Genomic DNA, 17,960 nt, shown 5'->3' on the forward strand with positions numbered 1-17,960 from the left:
CGGTGTTCTCGGCAGGATCGGCCACCGAGACGAAGGGAGGAGGGGCTAGGTGGCAGAGAAGGACGGGATCCGGCCGGACTGGATCAACAAGGACTACTACGCCGAGCTGGGTGTCAAGAAGGACGCCTCGAGCGACGACATCAAGAAGGCGTATCGCAAGCTCGCGCGGGCCAACCACCCCGACTCCAACCCGGGTGACGACGCCAAGCACGAGACGTTCAAGAAGGTCGCCGAGGCCTACGACGTCATCGGCGATGCCGAGAAGCGCAAGAAGTACGACGAGGCGCGCGCCCTGGGCGCATCGGGCGGGTTCCCGGGCGGCTTCGGTGGTGGCAGCGGTCGTGGTTACAACTTCGACGACCTCTTCGGAGGCGGCGGCGCGCAGACCGGCGCCGGCGGGCTCGGCGACATGTTCGGCGATCTCTTCGGTGGCGGCCCCGGTGGGGCCGGTGGCGGCTTCGGTGGGCGGCGTACGACACCGCGGCCGAGGCCGATCAAGGGAGCCGACGTCGAGACGAGCGCCACGATCGGGTTCACCGACGCGCTCGACGGGGTGACCATCTCGCTCCGGCTCACCTCCGACTCTGCCTGCCCCGACTGCAACGGCACCGGCGGCAAGCCCGGCACCAAGCCGCGGGTCTGCCCCGAGTGCGAGGGCGCGGGCTATGTGGTGAACTCCGTCGGCGGTGCGTTCTCGATGAACGAGACCTGCCCGCGCTGCGCCGGCCGCCAGCTGATCTACGACGAGGCCTGCCCGACCTGCCGCGGCTCCGGGCGCGGCACCTCGGCGCGCACCATCCAGGCGCGCATCCCCGCAGGGGTCAAGGACCGCCAGCGGATCCGGCTCAAGGGCAAGGGTGGCGCCGGTGAGGGTGGCGGCCCGTCCGGCGACCTCTACGTCACCGTGCACGTGACGCCACACCGGGTCTTCGGCCGCAAGGACGACAACCTCACCATCGACGTGCCGGTCGGGTTCGACGAGCTGGCGCTCGGGGCCGAGGCGAAGCTGCCGACGCTGACGGGTTCCCCGGTGACGCTGCGGATCCCCGCGGGCACGCCCAACGGACGTACGTTCCGCGTCCGCGGCAAGGGGTTCCGACGCTCCGACGGCACCACGGGCGACCTGCTCGCGACCGTCGAGGTGCAGATCCCGGCAGTGCTCGACGCCGATGCCAAGGCCGCCGTCGAGGCCTACCGCGCCGCGACGGCCGGCAAGCCACTGCGTACGTCTCTTCTCGAGGAGTCTTGATGAGTGATGAACGATCGTGAGGCACGAGCGGGCCAGCAGGGCCCGAGGACCCCAGGGGGATACAGCACCCCGGCTCCCGACGCCGCTGTCTACGTCATCAGCGTCGCCGCGGAGCTGACCGGGCTGCACCCGCAGACGCTGCGCACCTACGAGCGGATGGGCCTGATCACCCCGGGCCGAACCGGCGGCGGTGGGCGGCGCTACTCCTTCCACGACATCGAGCTGCTGCGCTCGATCGCGGAGCTGACCGCGGCCGGCATCGGCATCGAGGGCGTGCGCCGCATCCTGGCGCTCGAGGACCATCTCGAGGCGCTGCGCCGGCGCAACCAGGAGCTGCTGCACGAGCTGGCCGCGACCCGCGAGGCGCTGTCCCAGGCTCTGACGGCGGGGCCCGAGACGCATGGCCAGCCCAGCCGGCTTCCCGCCGTACGGCAGCAACCTCCCGCGCAGGAGATCGTCGTTTGGCGGCGCCAGCGCGGTTAACACGGTTCCTACTGGTCGCTTGACAGATTTGTTGGCGAGTTGTGGATTAGGGGTAAAACCGATGTTGGTGCATTCCGCGCATACTGGTGAGTAAGCCGCGGGTGTCGGACCAACCCCCATATGGTCGGGGCAGCCGTGGCGGACCCGGTGGAGCCGACCCGAGACGGACCCACCGGGTCCTTCCAATTTCAAGCGAGCCACGTGTCGAGATCCAGCCCCTGTCAGGGAGCGTCACCGTGGACGACGGAAAGCGCATCGGGCAGTATCGGAGAGTCGTACTGACCGAAATATGAGGGGTCCCGTGTCTAGCGTCGTCGACGTGCTCTCCGGGTGGGACATCGACTGGTTCACGTTCTGGTCGATCCCAGTCTTCACCGCAGTGATCGGCTGGCTGATCAACTGGTCGGGGCTGTGGATGCTGTTCTCGCCGGTCCACTTCCACGGCGTCACGGTGCCCGGCCTGAGGACACTCGCGGGCTCGCTGCCGCGCAAGATCCAGGAGATCCCGGGCATCCTGCGTGGCGGGCTCGGCTGGCAGGGCATCGTGCCGGCGCGGGCCGCCAAGATGGGTTCGATCGCGGTCGACCGGGCGCTGTCGCAGATGGCCACGGCCCGAGACTTCTACGAGCAGCTCGAGCCGGACAAGATCGCGGCCCACATCGTCGACGTCTTCCGACCCGAGATCCCGTTCCTGGTCGATGAGATCATGTGGCGCGAGCATCCCCGGTTCTGGCGCGACCTGCCGCGCCCGCTGCGTACGACGGTGATCGAGCGGGTCCAGGAACGACTCCCCGACGTCGTCGGCGACGTGACGGTCGAGATCGGCAAGCACATCGACCAGCTCTTCGACCCGAAGTTGATGGTGATCGAGAACTTCGAGAAGGACCCCTCGATCATCGTGCGGATCTTCAAGGACTTCGGCGCCCGGGAGCTGCGGATGATGGTGGCCTTCGGTGCGATCTTCGGGTTCCTGCTCGGCATCCCGGTGGCCGTCGTCGACCAGGCGTTCCACATCTGGTGGCTGCTGCCGATCCTCGGTGTCCTGGTCGGGTGGACGACCAACCTGCTCGGCATGCTGCTCATCTTCGAGCCCGCCGAGCCCAGGAGGATCGGCCCGTTCAAGATCCAGGCGCTCTTCGCGCAGCGGCAGTGGCAGGCCTCGGAGGTCTACGGCAAGCACATCGCCAAGGACGTGATCACCCTCGATCACATCGGCTATCACCTGCTCAACGGACCGAGCGGCGACCGGACCCGCCAGATGCTGGCCTCGGCCCTCGAGCCGGCGGTCAACGCCGCGGTCGGGCCCGCCTATGGCGCGGTGCGGGTCGCGGTCGGGACCCGGAGGTTCGACGCGATCCGCGCCTCGGTCGCCGAGCAGGCGGTCGACTACACCCTCACGCCCATGCGTGACGCGGCCTTCAGCGAGCAGCAGTCGGCCAACATCCGTAGGCTGATCGCGGACAGGTGTCGCGCACTCCCTCCGAGAACCTTCGTTGAGATGATGAGAGCCGCGATCAAGGAGGACGAGTGGCTGCTCTACGCCCACGGGGCGATCATGGGTCTGGCGGGCGGTTTCCTGCACGTCGCAGTCTTCGACTGGTGGAACGTGCTGTGAGCGCCCTTCACATAAACCCCGAGCCGGGTGCCCGCGACCCCAAGACGTACGTCGGCGCGCCGCCTTCGATCGAGCCGCCCGAGGAGCTCGTGGCCGGTCGCGAGGGCATGCACCACCTGCCCACGCCGGCCCCGAGCGGCGGTCTCGTCGACGAGGCCATGGACGCGCTCCCGGGCCTGCTCAGGATCTCCGCGGTCACGGTCGCCCACACCGCGGGGTGGGGCCTGAGGACGTACGCCCGCTCGGTGGGCCGGGTCGCGAAGGCGGTGGTCGACCCCGACGAGGCGGTGCGGCTGACCGAGGACGTCGCGACCAACGCCCGCCAGGTGACCGGTTTCGCCAAGCGGGTCGCCACCGGCAACCCGATCACCGGGCTGCTGGAGCGCTACGCACTGCCGGCCGCCGAGACGGCGAAGTCGGCGATGGAGGCCCGTGCGACCCGGGTCAACGGCGGCGCCCCGCCGGCCAGCCCGGACCGGCTGCGCCGGACGGGGGAGGAGCTGCTGCGCAGGTCGCGCGACGTGTGGGACGACGACGAGCGGCATCCCGCTTTCGTCGCGATCCTCAACGAGCTGGCTCCCGACGAGGCTCGCATCCTGGTGCTCATGCTCAAGGACGGTCCGCAGCCGGCCGTCGACGTGGTCGAGGGCGGAGTCATCGGGGCCCTACGCGGCTCGCGGACGATCGCCCACGGCCTGACCATGATCGGCTCGCAGGCGAGCGTGCGGTATCCGTCGCTGGCGCCGCAATACCTCAACAACCTGACCAGGCTCGGTCTCGTGCGCCAGTCCGAGGACCCGGTCAGAGACCTGATCCGCTACCAGGTGGTCGAGGCGCAACCCGACGTGCTCGAGGCGGTTCACTCGACCGGTGGGGCCCGGATCAAGCGGCGTTCGATCCATCTGACCCCGTTCGGTCAGGACTTCGCCCGGGCCTGCTTCGCCGACGTCGAGGAGCTCGACCGGCTGCCGAGCCATGAGATCCCACCCGGTGCGACCGCGGACCCTTCCGCCGAATAGCAGACGCTTCGGAGTGTTTGCGTTCGCCTGTGGGTAGGGTACGCATACCGACGGTCTGGAACTCTGGCGAAGGGAGCACGGATGTCGCCGGAGTGGCAGGAATCGCTGGTCGGCTGGTTCGAGAACTGGGCCGACCACGTCCACTGGCTCTCGCTGATCACGATCCCGGTATTCACCGGCGTGATCGGCTGGCTGATCAACTGGTCGGGCCTCTACATGCTCTTCTCCCCGCTCGCGTTCAAGGGTTTCCAGGTGGCGGGGCTCAAGGAGCTCACCAGGGTCCTGCCGCACAAGCTGCAGGAGGTTCCCGGCTTCGCGCAGGGCGGGCTCGGCTGGCAGGGCATCATCCCCGCCCGAGCCGCGAAGATGGGCTCGATCGCCGTCGACAAGGCGATCGCCAAGCTTGGCACGCCCAGCGACTTCTACCAGCAGCTCGGCCCGTCCGAGATCGCGACGCACATCGTGGAGACCTTCCGTCCGGAGGTGCCCGAGCTGGTCGACCAGATCATGATGCGCGAGCATCCCCGGCTCTGGCGCGACCTGCCGCAGGCCGTCAAGGCCGCGATCATCACCCGCGTCCAGGCGCAGCTTCCCTCGATCGTGCACAAGGTGACCGACGACATCGGCCTGCACATCGACCAGCTCCTCGACCCGAAGCTGATGGTCATCGACCACTTCCGCAAGAACCCCGCCCTCGTGGTGAGGATCTTCCGCGACTTCGGGCAGCGCGAGCTCAACCTGATGGTCGCCTTCGGGTTCATCTTCGGGTTCCTGCTCGGCGTCCCGGTCGCGCTGGTCGACCAGACCTTCCACCTCTGGTGGCTGCTCCCCGTGCTCGGCGTGGTCGTCGGCTGGGTGACCAACCTGCTGGGCATGTGGCTGATCTTCGAGCCGGCCGAGCCCCACCGCATCCTGGGGATCAAGGTGCAGGGGCTCTTCCCGCGACGCCAGGAGCAGGCCGCGGAGGTCTACGCCGACATCATCGCCACCGACGTGATCACGCTCGAGCGCATCGGCGACTTCCTCCTCGACGGCCCCCGCGGCGACGCGACCCGGATGCTGCTGGTCAACGCGCTGACACCCGCCGTCGACAGAGCGGCCGGGCCGTACCGCGGCGCGGTACGGATCGCGCTCGGGTCGGAGCGGTTCGACCGGATCAGCAGCTCGGTCGCCAGCGAGGCGGCCGACCGTACGTTGGTGCCGTTCCGCGATCCCGGGTTCAGCCGCCACCAGGCAGACAAGATCCGCGACCTGGTCGCGCGGCGCACCAAGGAGCTTCCGCCGGGCGACTTCGTGGACATGATGAGGTCGGCGATCAAGGAGGACGAGTGGATGTTGTACGCCCACGGGGCGATCATGGGACTCGCGGGCGGCTTCCTGCACCTTCTAATCTTTCCGACATGAGTCTCTTGGGCAAGGTCATGCCGACCGCCTCCGCCGTCGCCGGCACCGTTCCCGGCCTGGCGCGGGTGGCTGCCGACGCTGCCTGGCACACCGCCGGTTGGGGCGTACGCACCTCCGCCCGCGGCGGCGTCCGGGTCGCGCGCGCCGTGGTCGACCAGGACGTACGCGTCGGGCTGATGCGCGAGACGGCCGAGGCCGTGGGGATCGTCGCCGGCACCGCCGCCCGGGCCTTCCTCCCCGCCGGAAAGCCGATGCTGGAGCTCTCCGAGCCCGACTATGACGCGGCGGGACGCGACATCGTGCTCGCCCGGACCAGGGAGGCCGAGACGTCGCAGGACTCCCTGCCCGTGCTTCGTCGCCGCGGGTCCGAGCTGCTCGACCGCTCGCGTGACGTCTGGGCCGATGAGCAGGGACACCCTGCGTACGCCCGGATTCTCGACGAGCTCGCGCCCGACGAGGCGCGGATGCTGCTCTACCTGCTCAAGGCGGGGCCGCAGCCATCGGTCGACGTGCGGACCGGAGGGCCGTCCGGCCTCGTCGGCAGCACCATGATCTCGCCCGGGCTCAACATGATCGCGGGCCGCAGCGGCGTCCGCTACCCGGAGCGGGTTCCCGCCTATCTCAACAACCTCTTTCGGCTCGGGCTGGTGTGGTTCTCCAAGGAGCCGCTGTCCGACCCGCTGGAATATCAGGTGCTCGAGGCCCAGCCCGACGTGCTGGAGGCCATGCGCACGGTGAAGTTCGCCAAGATCGTGCGTCGCTCGGTGCACCTGACACCGTTCGGTGAGGCCTTCGGGCGGACCACGCTGGTCGACGAGGTCGCTGCCGAGTCCGCGTTCCCGGAGCACCAGGCTCCGGTGACCGGTGGGGCGGATCTGCCCAAGGCCTGAGCGATCCGGCCCCGCTGCGAGCCATCTGACCTGGCCGCCGGTAACTTTGTAGTCCTATGCGCCGGAAACCCCCACTGACCATGCCGTTCCATCGCGTCGTGACGCGGTTCGCGGCACTCATCGGTGTGGCCGCGGTGACCGGGCTGGTGGCCTCCGGGCTGGCGATCCCGCTGATCCACGTGACCGGGGTCGCGGCCAAGACCAGCGCCAAGGCGGTCGACAACCTGCCGCTCGACATCGACATGGGCGAGCTGTCGCAGACGACCCGGATCCTGGACGTGCACGGCAAGGTCATCACCACGCTGTTCGACCAGAACCGGTCCTACAAGCCGCTCGACCAGATCTCGCCCAACATGCCGAAGGCGCTGCTCGCGATCGAGGACAGCCGCTTCTACGAGCACGGCGCGATGGACCTCAAGGGCACGCTGCGGGCGCTGCTTCGCAACTCGACCTCCGAGTCGGGCTCGGTGCAGGGCGGCTCCTCGATCACCCAGCAGCTGGTCAAGACGACCCTCGTCTATGGCGCCGAGACCGACGCCGAACGGGCCGCCGCGACCGAGAAGTCCACGGCCCGCAAGATCCGTGAGCTCCGCTATGCGATCTGGCTCGAGGAGAACCACGACAAGGACTGGATCCTCGAGCGTTATCTCAACGCGGCCTACTTCGGCGACTCCGCCTACGGCGTCCAGGCAGCCGCCAAGCACTACTTCGACGTGGACGCCGCCGACCTGTCATGGGCGCAGGCGTCCATGCTCGCGGGGATGGTGAAGAACCCGACCGGCTACGACCCGACGGACTATCCCGACGCCGCCGTGGCCCGGCGCAACCTGGTGCTCGAGCGGCTGATCCAGGTGGACGACCTGCCGCGGGCCGAGGCCGAGAAGCTCAAGGAGAGCGAGCTCGGGCTCAACGTGCAGGACAACCGCAACGGCTGCTTCGGCTCGTCGGCGGAGTTCTTCTGCGACTACGCGCTGCAGTGGCTGCTCGCCGACGAGTCGCTGGGGGAGACCGGGGCCGAGCGCTGGCGGCTGCTGCAGACCGGCGGTCTGACCATCCGGACGACCCTGGACTCGAGCTTCCAGAAGGCGGCGCAGCGGTCGGTGAGCGGCCGCGTCTCGCCCACCGACAACGCCGTCGGCGCCCTGGCGATGGTCGAGCCCGGCACCGGCAACGTCAAGGCGCTCGCGCAGTCGCGGCCGATGGGGGAGAACCGGAAGAAGGGCGAGTCCTACCTGAACTACCTGGTGCCGAAGGAGTACGGCGACGCCAACGGCTTCCAGGCCGGATCGACCTTCAAGGTCTTCGTCGGCGCCGCGGCGATCGAGAAGGGCTTCCCGCTCAGGCAGGAGATCCCCTCGCCGGCCAAGAAGACGTTCAACCAGGCGTCCTTCGCCAACTGCCCCGGCGAGGGCAACTTCAGCCCCAACCCCTACCCGGTCGGCAACTCGACCACCTCGGGCAACAAGAACCTCTACACCGGCACCCGGGAGTCGGTGAACACCTTCTACGTCCAGCTCGAGCGGTTCACCGGCGTCTGCGCCCCCTACACGCTCGCGAAGAAGATGGGCGTCAGCCTGACCGACCCCTCCCACGAGCGGGTGCCGTCCTTCACCCTCGGCCCGGTCGACGTCAGCCCGTTGGAGATGGCCGAGGCGTACGCCACGTTCGGCGCCCGCGGCAAGCACTGCGACTCGCGGCCGGTGACCGAGATCATCGGGCCGGACGGGAAGACGATCAAGGAGTTCGCGGAGTCGTGCGAGCAGGTGATGCGTACGGGCACCGCCGACGCCATGAACGACATCCTGCGCGGGGTGGTGCAGCCGGGTGGGTTCGGCCAGAAGCTTGCGCTGGCCGTGCCGTCCGCCGGCAAGACCGGGACGACCAACAGCAACCGCGCCGTGTGGTTCAACGGCTACACGCCTCGGCTCGCGACCGCGTCGATGATCGCCGGTGCCGACTACCAGGGCAACTGGGTCACCCTCAACGGGCAGCGCCTGCGCGGCGGTTACGTCGCCTCGGCGTCCGGCTCGACCGTCGCGGGCCCGATGTGGGCCGATGCGATGCGCGCCGTCGACAACAAGCTGGGCTGGAAGAACTTCGTACGCCCCGGGGCCAGCGTCGTCAACGGCAAGGGCGTCAAGATCCCCAAGGTCGAGGGACTCTCGGTGGGGAAGGCGTCGGCCCGCCTGAAGAAGGCCGGGTTCAAGCCGGTGGTCGGCAAGCGGGTCCGCTCCCACTGGAAGGCCGGCACGGTCGTCGGCACCACGCCCGGTGGCCGGGCGCTCAAGGGCGCCACCGTCACGCTGCTCGTCTCGAAGTGGCGCGGCTGAGGGTCGGTTCCTCCATCAAGGTATGCAGGGAAGGGCTCACATCCCGTGCGGAGCTCCGCTGGGGATGTGAGCCTTCGGCTACATACCTTGACGAAGTCCCCGTGCCTCGGCCGCCTCGACGGCGTCGCGGAAGGCGCGGGTGACGTAGTCGGGCACCGGGAGACCGCTGTCACGGGCCCAGAGAAGCTCGCGCTCGACGCGGGCGACGTCGGCGGCGAGGTCGCGGCCCTGGTGGTCGACGCCGAGGGTCTCCATGACGTCCCCGAAGTCGGCCAGCTGATTCACGTTGTTGACCCCGACGGGGGCGAAGGAGATCCGGCGCATGCGCCTGACCAGCCACTTCTGCCAGCCGGAGAGCGTCGCCCAGTGTGATCGGGCGGAGAGCTGGTAGAAGGCATAGTGGCCCGGCTCCTGACGCTTGATCGGCGCGATCACGGTCTCGGCGACCGCCTTCTCGCCGGACTCGAGCACCCCGTCGTGCATCAGGTTGTAGGCGATGACCGCGGAGCGCTCCGTGGCCATCCCGGTCAGGTAGTAGAGCATCCGGCACACGTCCTGGAACGGCTCCAGATGAGCGAGCAGACCGAGCACCTTCAGCTTCACCCCGACGTGTTCGAGCTCGGTGGTGGCCGGCGGGCGACCGACGATCTGCTGGAGCCGGTCGAGGATCAGGCCGTGCTGGATCTCCTGCGGCTGCCACACCTCGGCGTAGAAGTGCTTGTCGACCTCGGGTGGGTTGGGCAGCATCGTGGAGATCTCGAGCACGTTGCGGTCGACCTCGAGCTCGACACGAGCCATGTAGTCGAGCACATGCCCGAAGCGAGAGCCGAAGGCGGCAGGGTCGTTGACCGTGAAATCGACCGAGTCCATCGGGATCGGTGGATGCTCCTCACCGAGGCGCGCAACATGAGCGGCGAGGCGGTCAGAGTCGGTGAGCATCGTGGCAGCTCCTGGTGGGGTGTCAGCAGCAGGTCAAGTGTGCCCGCAGCCGAGCGGGTTGTAACCCGATTTAACTTAACCCATCAATGAACTTGCTGCGTCGCAACGTTCTTCGGCCCGGCCGACGTTTCGGATTGGTGTGTCGCGGCCGTTGACGCGGCCGGGCACAACCACCAGGGTCAGAGTGCGCCCGACGACTCCTCCGCGCCGCCAGACTCTCCGGTCGAGGCAGTCGCCGTCGGCGACACGGGGTCGGTCGGGCTGGGCTCTTCCGTGGGCACGTCCGTAGGCGTCTCGGTGGGGCTCGGGTCCTCCGTCGGAGAGGGATCCTCGGTGGGACTCGGGTCCTCCGTCGGCGAGGGATCCTCGGTGGGAGAGGGCGATGGGTCGGCTGATCCGTCGTCACCCGGGGACGGATCGGGGGAGGAGGGAGTGCTCGACCCGCCCCCGGGCGTAGTGGTGTCGCTCCCACCCGACGAGCCGCCGGAACCCGAGCCGGATCCACCGGATCCTCCGTCGGCGGTGGACCGCCGCGGCGGCTGGGCGCTGGGCGAGGCCGCGCCGAGCGGCTCCAGGTCGTCGTGGGCGACGGGAATCTGCTCGGCGGGCAGGACGACGCCGGTCGGCACCTCGAACTGCCCGAGCCGATAGCCGTCGGCGATCTGCAGGACGGTGGAGACGTACGCATCGCTGTGGTTGTAACGCAGCACGGCGGAGCGCCGCCCGGCCACGGTGGAGAGGTCGGCGGAGCCGGAGCAGAGGTAGACGCCCGCGGCGAGCGCGGCGTCGTCGACGTCCTGCGGGTCGCGCTTGCCGTCCGAGTCTGCGTCGACGCCGACCTCCGACCAGGTCGAGGGGATGAACTGCATCGGCCCGACGGCTCGGTCGTAGGTGAGATCCCGGTCGTACGTCCCGCCGTCGGTGTCCATGATCCGTGCCGTCCCGGCGGCGCCGGTGAGCGGGACACCGTAGATGCCGGGGGTGGCCACCCCCTCAGCAGAGAGCTTGTTGCCCCCGGCGCGCCCGTGGTCGGACTCGACCCGGCCGATGGCGGCCACGAGCGACCAGTCGAGCCCGCAGCCCGGGTCGGCGTCGGCGAGCACGGACGCCGCCCGCTGATAGGCGGCCAGCGCGGTCTCCGGGATGAGCCCCGCCGCCGCGTTCGCGGCGAACCCCGCGGGCTTGGCCGCCAGCGTCGGGGTCACCTTCGGGACGGGCTTGACCGCCGAGACGCTCACCGGAGGCAGCAGCTCCTGCTGCGGCACCTCGAGAGGCACCCGAGCGACGCTGGCCGAGGCGTCGACGGGCCGAGGTTCCTGGATGGAGTGGATCGTCCAGGCGGCCGTCGCGGCTGCGACCGGCAATGCAGCTGCCTTGATCAAGAGACCGGCTCGTGGGGTCATCCTCGGTCACATCCTCGGGTGGGTCACAGGTCGTCGGCATAGATCCAGCCATGATGTGAGCCGCACCACAACGACTTCGGCAAGGTCCGGGACGACTTCGGCCGAAATTGCTCACGTACGTGACAAGTTTTCGGCTCGCACCACACTGACCGTCCCCACCGCGGCGGCCATCACCAGGCACGCCAGCGCACAGATCGCCGCGATCACGACCGACCCGAGGCCGAGCACCGCCAGCCCGAACCCGACGACTGCCGGCACCATCGCGAGCGGCCCGGAGAGCCGAGACCCCGCGACCACCCCGCGTGCCGTCGAGAGCAGGGCGGCGATCCGGCCGGCGTCGAGATCCCGCAGGCGTACGCTGCCGTCCCCGCCCACCGCGAGATCGGCTCCGGCCTGAGCCTCGCTGTCCTCCGGGCGAGAGCTCGCGAAGGCGACCCTGTGCCCCTGCTCCCGCAGCTCGGCCACCAGCCGTGCGCGCTTCTCGGGCGCGGTCTCGGGGTGGCAGCGTTCGATCCCGCACGACTCGGCGAGGTGCTCGGTGTTGCGCGCGGTGTCGTCGGAGACCAGCACCGGAGTGACCCCGAGCGCGGCGAGCCGGTCGATCGATGCCCGCGCGTCCTTACGGAGCTCGTCGCCGACCACGAGGTAGCCCAGCGGGCGCCCGTCCAGCTCGACGCCGACGACCACGCCGAGGTCGTTGCGTTCGGCCATGCCGACCCAGTCCGGTCGTCCGACACGTACCGGATGCCGGTCGACCGAGCCCCGCACGCCACGACCCGGCACCTGCTCGAACCCGGTCACCTTGCCCCGGGGCGCGATCCGGGCGATCGCCCGCGCCAGCCGCCCCTCGGCCTCGTGCTCCAGCGCTCCCGCGAACCAGCGCAGGTTGCGCACATGGTCGGGCTCCAGCGGGTCGACCGTGGTCACCTTCAGCTTGCCGGTGGTCACCGTGCCCCACCGGTCGAGCACCACGGTGTCCACCTTCGCGGCCGCCGCCCACGCGGGCCCCGGCACCGACTCGATCCCGAGCCCACGCCCGCGCCAACCTGCGACGACGCGCGGAAACCACGACCCCAGGACGTACGCGGCCAGAGCCCCGACGCCGAGAACCACCAGCTCCAGCACCATGAAGGTCACCTCGAGGTCATCCGGTCTGCTGTTGGTAGCGGTCGAAGTCGCTCTGGTCACCGGCGACCCACAGCGGGACGCTCGCCTTGAGCAGCAGGAGCAGCTGGGTGACGAACGCGGGGTCGCGCAGCGACTCCCCGAAGAGCTCGTTGATCCGCTTCCACCGGTAGCGGATCGTCTGCGGGTGTACGCCGAGCACCGCCGCGATCGCCGGCGCGCTCTCCCGCGTCTCCAGCCAGACCAGCAGGGTCTCGGTGAGGATCTCGCGGGAGTTGGCTGACTCGGCCAGCAGCGGCTCGAGCAGCTCCTGGGCGAGCTGGCGACGCATCACCGGCTCGGCGTGCAGCCAGATCTCGGTGCGGTAGGCGAGGCAGTTGATGACCGGCTCGGCCGGGAGCACCTTCGCGTTGACGAGTGCCAGGGCGCGGTTGGCCCAACGCCAGGCGGCCGGGATGTCCTCGGGCGGCACCGGCCAGCAGACCGAGACCCGCGCCTTCGGAGCCGCGGCCCGGAGCTCCTTGGTGATGGCCGCGGTGTCGCGAGGAGGGCAGATCACCACCTGGGTGGGCTCGCGGCGGCGGGTGAGGGCGGTGTCGGAGAGGGCATCGGGAGCGATCCGGCCGCCGTCACGCAGCTCGACCGCCATCACGGTCACCCTCTCGGGCAGGTCCCACTCGCCCAGCGCTGCCTGCACCTCGATCTCGTCGACGGAGGCACCCGACAGCATCCGGTCGATCAGCCGTGCCCGGGCGACGTCGTTGTCCTGGTCGCGCGCCTCGGTACCGGCCTCGAACCCGGTGCTGACCTGTGCGGCCAGATGCTCGACGTACGTCGTCATCATCTCGTTGAGCGCGTTCAGCGCCGCCGCGGAGAGCTCGTTCTCGACCGCCCGGCGGCGCAGCTCGTCCCAGAGCTCGGTGGTGGCCATGTCGATGCCCGCATCGACGATGGCCCGGTCCTCACCCAGTGCGGCGACCCTGAAGCCGACCTTGCGGAAGTGGTCGTCGATGGCGAGGTAGGGCGCCTCCCGGCCGAGACCGAGGTCGATGAAGTGCGCCATCGCGCCGTGCACGGCGGTGAAGATGAGGTCCTCGAAGCCCTCGGTCTCCGCAGGCAGCCCCTCGCGCAGGTGGCGGGTGACCTTGAGCGCGATCGGCCGCACCTCGTTCTCCAGGCTCTTCAGCATCCACACAGCCGACCCGGGCAGCCCAGGGGGCTGCTGGGTCTGCGTCATCTCGTGCTCCGTCGCACGCCATTCTCCTTCGACCAACAAACCCGAGAAGGTATCGACCACCATGGCACGACTCGGCCGGACCCGCCCCCAAAATTCGGCACGTCCGCACTGCAGAGGTCTCGACCGGCACAACCTCCTGTGGGCGTGTTTTGTCATGCGCATGACAAATCAGGGGCTTCATTTGCCGAGTCGCTCGATTATCCCTCCCCTGTGACGTGAGCCACACGTACTGTCCCGGTCGAAGGCACACCCCACAACGGCAGATCAGGGAGGTCCGCGATGGGCGGCACCGTGGAGGTCACAGGGCTCACCAAGAGCTTTGGGTCCCAGAACATCTGGAGCGACGTGACCCTCACGCTGCCTCAGGGCGAGATCACCGCGCTGCTGGGCCCCTCGGGCACCGGCAAGTCGGTGTTCCTGAAGTCCTTGATGGGGCTGCTGCGGCCAGAGGCGGGGAGCTGCCTGGTCGACGGCGTCGACATGGTCAAGGCGCGCGAGTCCCAGCGCCAGGAGCTGCGCAAGCGGTTCGGTGTGCTCTTCCAGGACGGCGCGCTGTTCGGCTCGATGAGCGTCTTCGACAACGTCGCGTTCCCGCTGCGGGCGCACACCAAGAAGCGCGAGTCGGAGATCAAGCAGATCGCCTGCGACAAGCTCGACCTGGTCGGGCTGCTGGGGCAGGAGCACAAGCTGCCCGGCGAGATCTCCGGCGGGATGCGCAAGCGGGCCGGCCTGGCCCGCTCATTGGTCACCGAGCCGTCGATCATCCTCTGCGACGAGCCCGACTCGGGGCTCGACCCGGTGCGTACGGCCAACCTCGCCCAGCTCCTGGTCGACGTCAACGCGGCCACCGAGGCCACGATGCTGGTGGTCACCCACAACATCGAGCTGGCGCGTACGCTCCCCGACAACCTCGGCATGCTCTACCGGCGCCGCCTGGTGATGTACGGCCCGCGGGAGGAGTTCCTGCTCACCGACCACCCGGTCGTCTCGCAGTTCATGAGCGGTGACCCGATCGGGCCGATCGGGATGAGCGAGGAGACCGACCACGGCGTCAACGACGACTACGTCGAGGGCGAGGCCTACTACCCGTCGTCAGGCGTGGCGACCATCCGCGCCGGGGCCCGCGCCATCGAGGTGCTGCCCCGCCAGCTCACCCCGGCCAGCGGTGCACCGCGAGAGGGTGCGGCGCGGCACGGTGACCGGGTGGCGAGCGGAGCCGCGACGCTCTACACCGCGGACGACGACGAGGTTGACCGAGTCCCGCCGGCGGTAAGGGTCAAGGACCCGGTCAGCCGGGCCCTGGACCAGGTCGGCGCACTCTTCGCGCTGGGCCTGGACACGTTCCGGGCGGCCTTCCGGCGCCCGTTCGCGGCCCGGGAGCTGCTCGACCAGTTCTGGTTCGTCACCTCCGTGTCCTGGATCCCGGCGATGCTCGTCGCGATCCCGTTCGGGGCGGTGATCGCGCTGCAGCTGGGCACCTTGACGGTGCAGATCGGGGCGCAGTCGTTCACCGGCGCCGCCTCGGTGCTCGCCGTGGTCCAGCAGGCGGCACCGATCGTGACCTCCCTGGTCATCGCGGGAGCGGGCGGCGCCGCGATCTGCGCCGATCTGGGGTCTCGTACGATCCGGGACGAGATCGACGCGATGAAGGTGATCGCGGTCGATCCGATCCAAGCGCTCGTCGTGCCACGGGTGCTCGCCTGTGTGCTCGCGGCGGTGCTGCTCAACGGTCTGGTCAGCGTCGTCGGTGTCCTCGGCGGCTACTTCTTCAACGTCATCATCCAGGGCGGTACGCCGGGGGCGTACCTCTCCTCCTTCACCGCCCTGGCTCAGCTCTCCGACCTGTGGGTGGGCGAGCTCAAGGCGGTGCTCTTCGGGCTCATCGCCGGCCTCGTCGCGGCCTTCCGCGGGCTCAACACCAAGCCCGGTCCCAAGGGCGTGGGGGAGGCGGTCAACCAGTCGGTCGTCGTCACCTTCCTGCTGCTCTTCTTCGTCAACTTCGTGATCACGACGCTCTATCTCGAGCTCGTTCCAGGGAAGGGGGCCTGACATGGCTGGGGTATCGACAAGCTCGACCTCCGAGAAGAAGGGGGTCTCGACAAGCTCGACCACCGGCTCGACGCCCCGGGGCTGGCGCGTGCTGGACGGGCTGGTGCGGACGGGGAAGGACATCCGGTTCTACGGAAAGGTGCTGGCCGGGATCCCATCGGCCATCCGGCACTACCCGCGCGAGATCCTGCGGATCCTCTCCGAGGTCTCCTTCGGCACCGGTGCGCTGGCGGTCATCGGCGGCACCATCGGCGTGATGACGGGGATGAGCATCTTCGTCGGCACGGTCGTCGGCATGCAGGGGTACGCAGCGCTCGACCAGATCGGCACGTCGGCCCTCAACGGATTCATCTCCGCCTACTTCAACACCCGTGAGATCGCGCCGCTGGTGGCGGCCCTGGCGATGTCGGCGACCGTCGGGGCGGGCTTCACCGCCCAGCTCGGCGCGATGCGGATCAACGAGGAGATCGACGCGGTCAAGGTGATGGGCCTGGGCACGATCCCCTACCTGGTCTCCACGCGAGTGGTGGCCGGCTTCGTGGCGATCATCCCGCTCTATGTCGTCGGTCTGCTGACCTCCTATGCGGGCTCGCGACTGGTGACGGTCTACTTCCACGGGCAGTCGGCGGGGACGTACGACCACTACTTCCAGCTCTTCCTGCCACCGATCGACATCCTGCTGAGCTTCGGGAAGGTGCTGATCTTCTCGATCCTGATCATCTTGATCCACTGCCGGCTGGGGTTCTACGCCAGCGGTGGGCCCTCGGGCGTCGGGATCGCGGTCGGGCGCTCGGTGCGGCGGACCATCGTGGTCGTCGCGCTGCTCGACCTGGCGCTCTCCATGGCGATGTGGGGCGCGACGACGACGGTGAGGATCGCGGGATGAGACCGTCCGGAACGAGCCTGGCTCGGCTACGAGATGCCTTCCTCGGCCTGTGCTATCTGGCCGTCGTCGCCGCGGTGGCGACCGTCTCCTGGCTGGCCTACGACCAGACCTTCGTGGACCGCTCCGAGGTCCAGCTGACCACCGGCACCCTCGGCAACGCACTCCAGGAGGGCTCCGACGTCAAGCTGCTCGGCGTGCCGGTCGGCACCGTCCGCACCGTCGCGGCCCGCGAGGGCGGCGCCGAGCTGACCCTGGCGCTGGAGCCCGACGTACTTCCCGATCTTTCGCAGGACACCACCGCGCGGCTGTTGCCGAAGACCCTCTTCGGGGAGCGGTACGTGGCCCTGCAGCCGGCGAAGGGACCCGAGCTCGAGCCCGGCGGCACCATCGAGCAGGACCGCTCCGACGAGGCCATCGAGCTCGAGCAGGTGCTCGACGAGCTGCTGCCGGTGCTCAAGGCGCTCCAGCCGCACAAGCTCAACGCGACGCTGAGCGAGCTGGCCACGATGCTGCGCGGCAACGGCGGGGACATCGGCGAGGTCTTCGCCGCCTGGGCCGACTACCTGCACAGGCTCAACCCGCTGGTACCGGAGCTGACCGACGACCTGGCCTCGCTGGGACGGGTGGCCGGTCACTTCGAGGAGGCCGCGCCGGACCTGCTGGACGCGCTGGACACCATGACCGTGACCGCGGAGACCCTCGTCGACCAGCGCGAGCAGGTCGCCGAGACGTTCCGGTCCGTGACCACGACCGCACAGGACTCCGACAGGTGGCTGGAGCGCAACCGGGAGACGATCATCGTGCTCTCCGACTCCGGCCGCGACGCGCTGCGCGCGGTGAGCCCGTACGCCTCCTCCTTCCCGTGCCTGTTCAGCGCCCTGCGCGACTTCGCACCGGAGATGGACCGCAATCTCGGCAAGGGAACCGACAAGCACGGAATCCATGCGGTGGTCAGCGTCTCCGAGATCCGGCAGCCCTATCCGCGGGGCTACGTGCCGAAGCCGCGCACGGGTAAGGCGAGATGTCCGTACGTCACCGGGCAGACCGGCAGCCGGCCCGCCGTGACCGGGGCCGCCGAGCGGATCGGCGCCCCACCGTCCGACCGGGTGCGCAGCTTCGGCGCCACCACCGGCCTGGGCGAGCAGAACTCGAAGGGCGAGAACCAGCTGATCGCCGAGGTGATGGCGCCGGCCGAGGACATCGCGCCCGAGGAATATCCGACATGGTCGAGCCTGCTGCTCGGCCCGGCCCTGAGAGGCACCGAGGTGATCGTGCGATGAGCGAGCGTCAGCGAGCGACCTGGCGACCATTCTTCGGGCCGCGTCCGTATC

14 protein-coding genes are annotated in these 17,960 nt (G+C 69.4%); 10 read left to right on the plus strand and 4 right to left on the minus strand.

The genetic code is table 11. The features are described 5' to 3' along the window. The first annotated feature begins 49 nt into the window (after window positions 1-49). From ACRDPS_RS03670 to ACRDPS_RS03700, 7 genes are all read left to right on the plus strand, one after another. Complete coding sequence (locus tag ACRDPS_RS03670) at window positions 50-1,249, plus strand: DnaJ C-terminal domain-containing protein (RefSeq protein WP_431500265.1); 1,200 nt, start codon at window positions 50-52, stop codon at window positions 1,247-1,249. Window positions 1,250-1,255: 6 nt separating this feature from the next. Further along, a complete protein-coding gene (locus ACRDPS_RS03675) occupies window positions 1,256-1,732 on the plus strand; it encodes a heat shock protein transcriptional repressor HspR (RefSeq protein WP_431500266.1) in 477 nt (158 codons plus the stop codon). Window positions 1,733-2,033: 301 nt separating this feature from the next. Beyond that, entirely contained in the window at window positions 2,034-3,347 is a 1,314-nt protein-coding gene (locus ACRDPS_RS03680) for a hypothetical protein (RefSeq protein ID WP_431500267.1), read from the plus strand. Continuing rightward, window positions 3,344-4,366 (plus strand): Abi-alpha family protein, encoded by a 1,023-nt coding sequence (locus ACRDPS_RS03685; RefSeq protein ID WP_431500268.1) that lies wholly within the window; start codon window positions 3,344-3,346, stop codon window positions 4,364-4,366. The genes ACRDPS_RS03680 and ACRDPS_RS03685 overlap by 4 nt, the downstream gene beginning before the upstream one ends. 81 nt (window positions 4,367-4,447) lie before the next feature. Next, window positions 4,448-5,770: a hypothetical protein gene (locus tag ACRDPS_RS03690; RefSeq protein ID WP_431500269.1), complete on the plus strand. Its 1,323-nt coding sequence runs from the start codon at window positions 4,448-4,450 to the stop codon at window positions 5,768-5,770. Further along, the gene (locus ACRDPS_RS03695; RefSeq protein WP_431500270.1) at window positions 5,767-6,660 is read left to right on the plus strand and encodes an Abi-alpha family protein; all 894 of its coding nucleotides are present in this window, start codon (window positions 5,767-5,769) and stop codon (window positions 6,658-6,660) included. The genes ACRDPS_RS03690 and ACRDPS_RS03695 overlap by 4 nt, the downstream gene beginning before the upstream one ends. A gap of 98 nt (window positions 6,661-6,758) precedes the next feature. After that, on the plus strand, window positions 6,759-8,990 hold the full coding sequence (locus ACRDPS_RS03700; protein ID WP_431500271.1) for a transglycosylase domain-containing protein: 2,232 nt from the start codon (window positions 6,759-6,761) through the stop codon (window positions 8,988-8,990). Between the two features lie 78 nt (window positions 8,991-9,068). On the opposite strand, the gene ACRDPS_RS03705 is transcribed toward ACRDPS_RS03700, so the two are convergent. The 4 genes from ACRDPS_RS03705 to ACRDPS_RS03720 all read right to left on the minus strand — a co-directional run bounded on the left by ACRDPS_RS03705 (window position 9,069) and on the right by ACRDPS_RS03720 (window position 13,694). Then, on the minus strand, window positions 9,069-9,929 hold the full coding sequence (locus ACRDPS_RS03705) for a GTP-binding protein LepA (RefSeq protein WP_431500272.1): 861 nt from the start codon (window positions 9,927-9,929) through the stop codon (window positions 9,069-9,071). A 179-nt stretch (window positions 9,930-10,108) separates the two neighbouring features. After that, window positions 10,109-11,332 carry a lytic murein transglycosylase gene (locus ACRDPS_RS03710; protein WP_431500273.1) on the minus strand — a complete coding sequence of 408 codons (1,224 nt, stop codon included), beginning with the start codon at window positions 11,330-11,332 and terminating at the stop codon, window positions 10,109-10,111. Window positions 11,333-11,443: 111 nt separating this feature from the next. Then, window positions 11,444-12,460: an HAD family hydrolase gene (locus tag ACRDPS_RS03715; RefSeq protein WP_431500274.1), complete on the minus strand. Its 1,017-nt coding sequence runs from the start codon at window positions 12,458-12,460 to the stop codon at window positions 11,444-11,446. Window positions 12,461-12,476: 16 nt separating this feature from the next. Then, window positions 12,477-13,694, minus strand: coding sequence for a PucR family transcriptional regulator (locus ACRDPS_RS03720; RefSeq protein WP_431500275.1), 1,218 nt, complete (start codon window positions 13,692-13,694; stop codon window positions 12,477-12,479). A 279-nt stretch (window positions 13,695-13,973) separates the two neighbouring features. Here ACRDPS_RS03720 and ACRDPS_RS03725 point away from each other — a divergent pair, with 279 nt between their 5' ends. From ACRDPS_RS03725 to ACRDPS_RS03735, 3 genes are read left to right on the plus strand one after another with little or no spacing between them, the layout of a single operon-like run. After that, entirely contained in the window at window positions 13,974-15,743 is a 1,770-nt protein-coding gene (locus ACRDPS_RS03725) for an ABC transporter permease (RefSeq protein WP_431500276.1), read from the plus strand. A 1-nt stretch (window position 15,744) separates the two neighbouring features. Next, a complete protein-coding gene (locus tag ACRDPS_RS03730; protein ID WP_431500277.1) occupies window positions 15,745-16,629 on the plus strand; it encodes an MlaE family ABC transporter permease in 885 nt (294 codons plus the stop codon). Beyond that, window positions 16,626-17,909, plus strand: coding sequence for an MCE family protein (locus ACRDPS_RS03735; RefSeq protein ID WP_431500278.1), 1,284 nt, complete (start codon window positions 16,626-16,628; stop codon window positions 17,907-17,909). The genes ACRDPS_RS03730 and ACRDPS_RS03735 overlap by 4 nt, the downstream gene beginning before the upstream one ends. Window positions 17,910-17,960 lie beyond the last annotated feature (51 nt).

Source organism: Nocardioides sp. (assembly GCF_050699375.1).
In the GTDB taxonomy this organism is placed as follows: domain Bacteria; phylum Actinomycetota; class Actinomycetes; order Propionibacteriales; family Nocardioidaceae; genus Nocardioides.

What these genes read in the sequence shown, in the direction of transcription:
- ACRDPS_RS03730 (WP_431500277.1), top strand. Translation starts at nt 15,745, where the DNA reads ATGGCTGGGGTATCGACAAGCTCGACCTCCGAGAAGAAGGGGGTCTCG.
- ACRDPS_RS03735 (WP_431500278.1), top strand. Translation starts at nt 16,626, where the DNA reads ATGAGACCGTCCGGAACGAGCCTGGCTCGGCTACGAGATGCCTTCCTC.
- ACRDPS_RS03720 (WP_431500275.1), bottom strand. Translation starts at nt 13,694, where the DNA reads ATGACGCAGACCCAGCAGCCCCCTGGGCTGCCCGGGTCGGCTGTGTGG.
- ACRDPS_RS03715 (WP_431500274.1), bottom strand. Translation starts at nt 12,460, where the DNA reads ATGGTGCTGGAGCTGGTGGTTCTCGGCGTCGGGGCTCTGGCCGCGTAC.
- ACRDPS_RS03725 (WP_431500276.1), top strand. Translation starts at nt 13,974, where the DNA reads ATGGGCGGCACCGTGGAGGTCACAGGGCTCACCAAGAGCTTTGGGTCC.
- ACRDPS_RS03705 (WP_431500272.1), bottom strand. Translation starts at nt 9,929, where the DNA reads ATGCTCACCGACTCTGACCGCCTCGCCGCTCATGTTGCGCGCCTCGGT.
- ACRDPS_RS03695 (WP_431500270.1), top strand. Translation starts at nt 5,767, where the DNA reads ATGAGTCTCTTGGGCAAGGTCATGCCGACCGCCTCCGCCGTCGCCGGC.
- ACRDPS_RS03710 (WP_431500273.1), bottom strand. Translation starts at nt 11,332, where the DNA reads ATGACCCCACGAGCCGGTCTCTTGATCAAGGCAGCTGCATTGCCGGTC.
- ACRDPS_RS03675 (WP_431500266.1), top strand. Translation starts at nt 1,256, where the DNA reads ATGAACGATCGTGAGGCACGAGCGGGCCAGCAGGGCCCGAGGACCCCA.
- ACRDPS_RS03690 (WP_431500269.1), top strand. Translation starts at nt 4,448, where the DNA reads ATGTCGCCGGAGTGGCAGGAATCGCTGGTCGGCTGGTTCGAGAACTGG.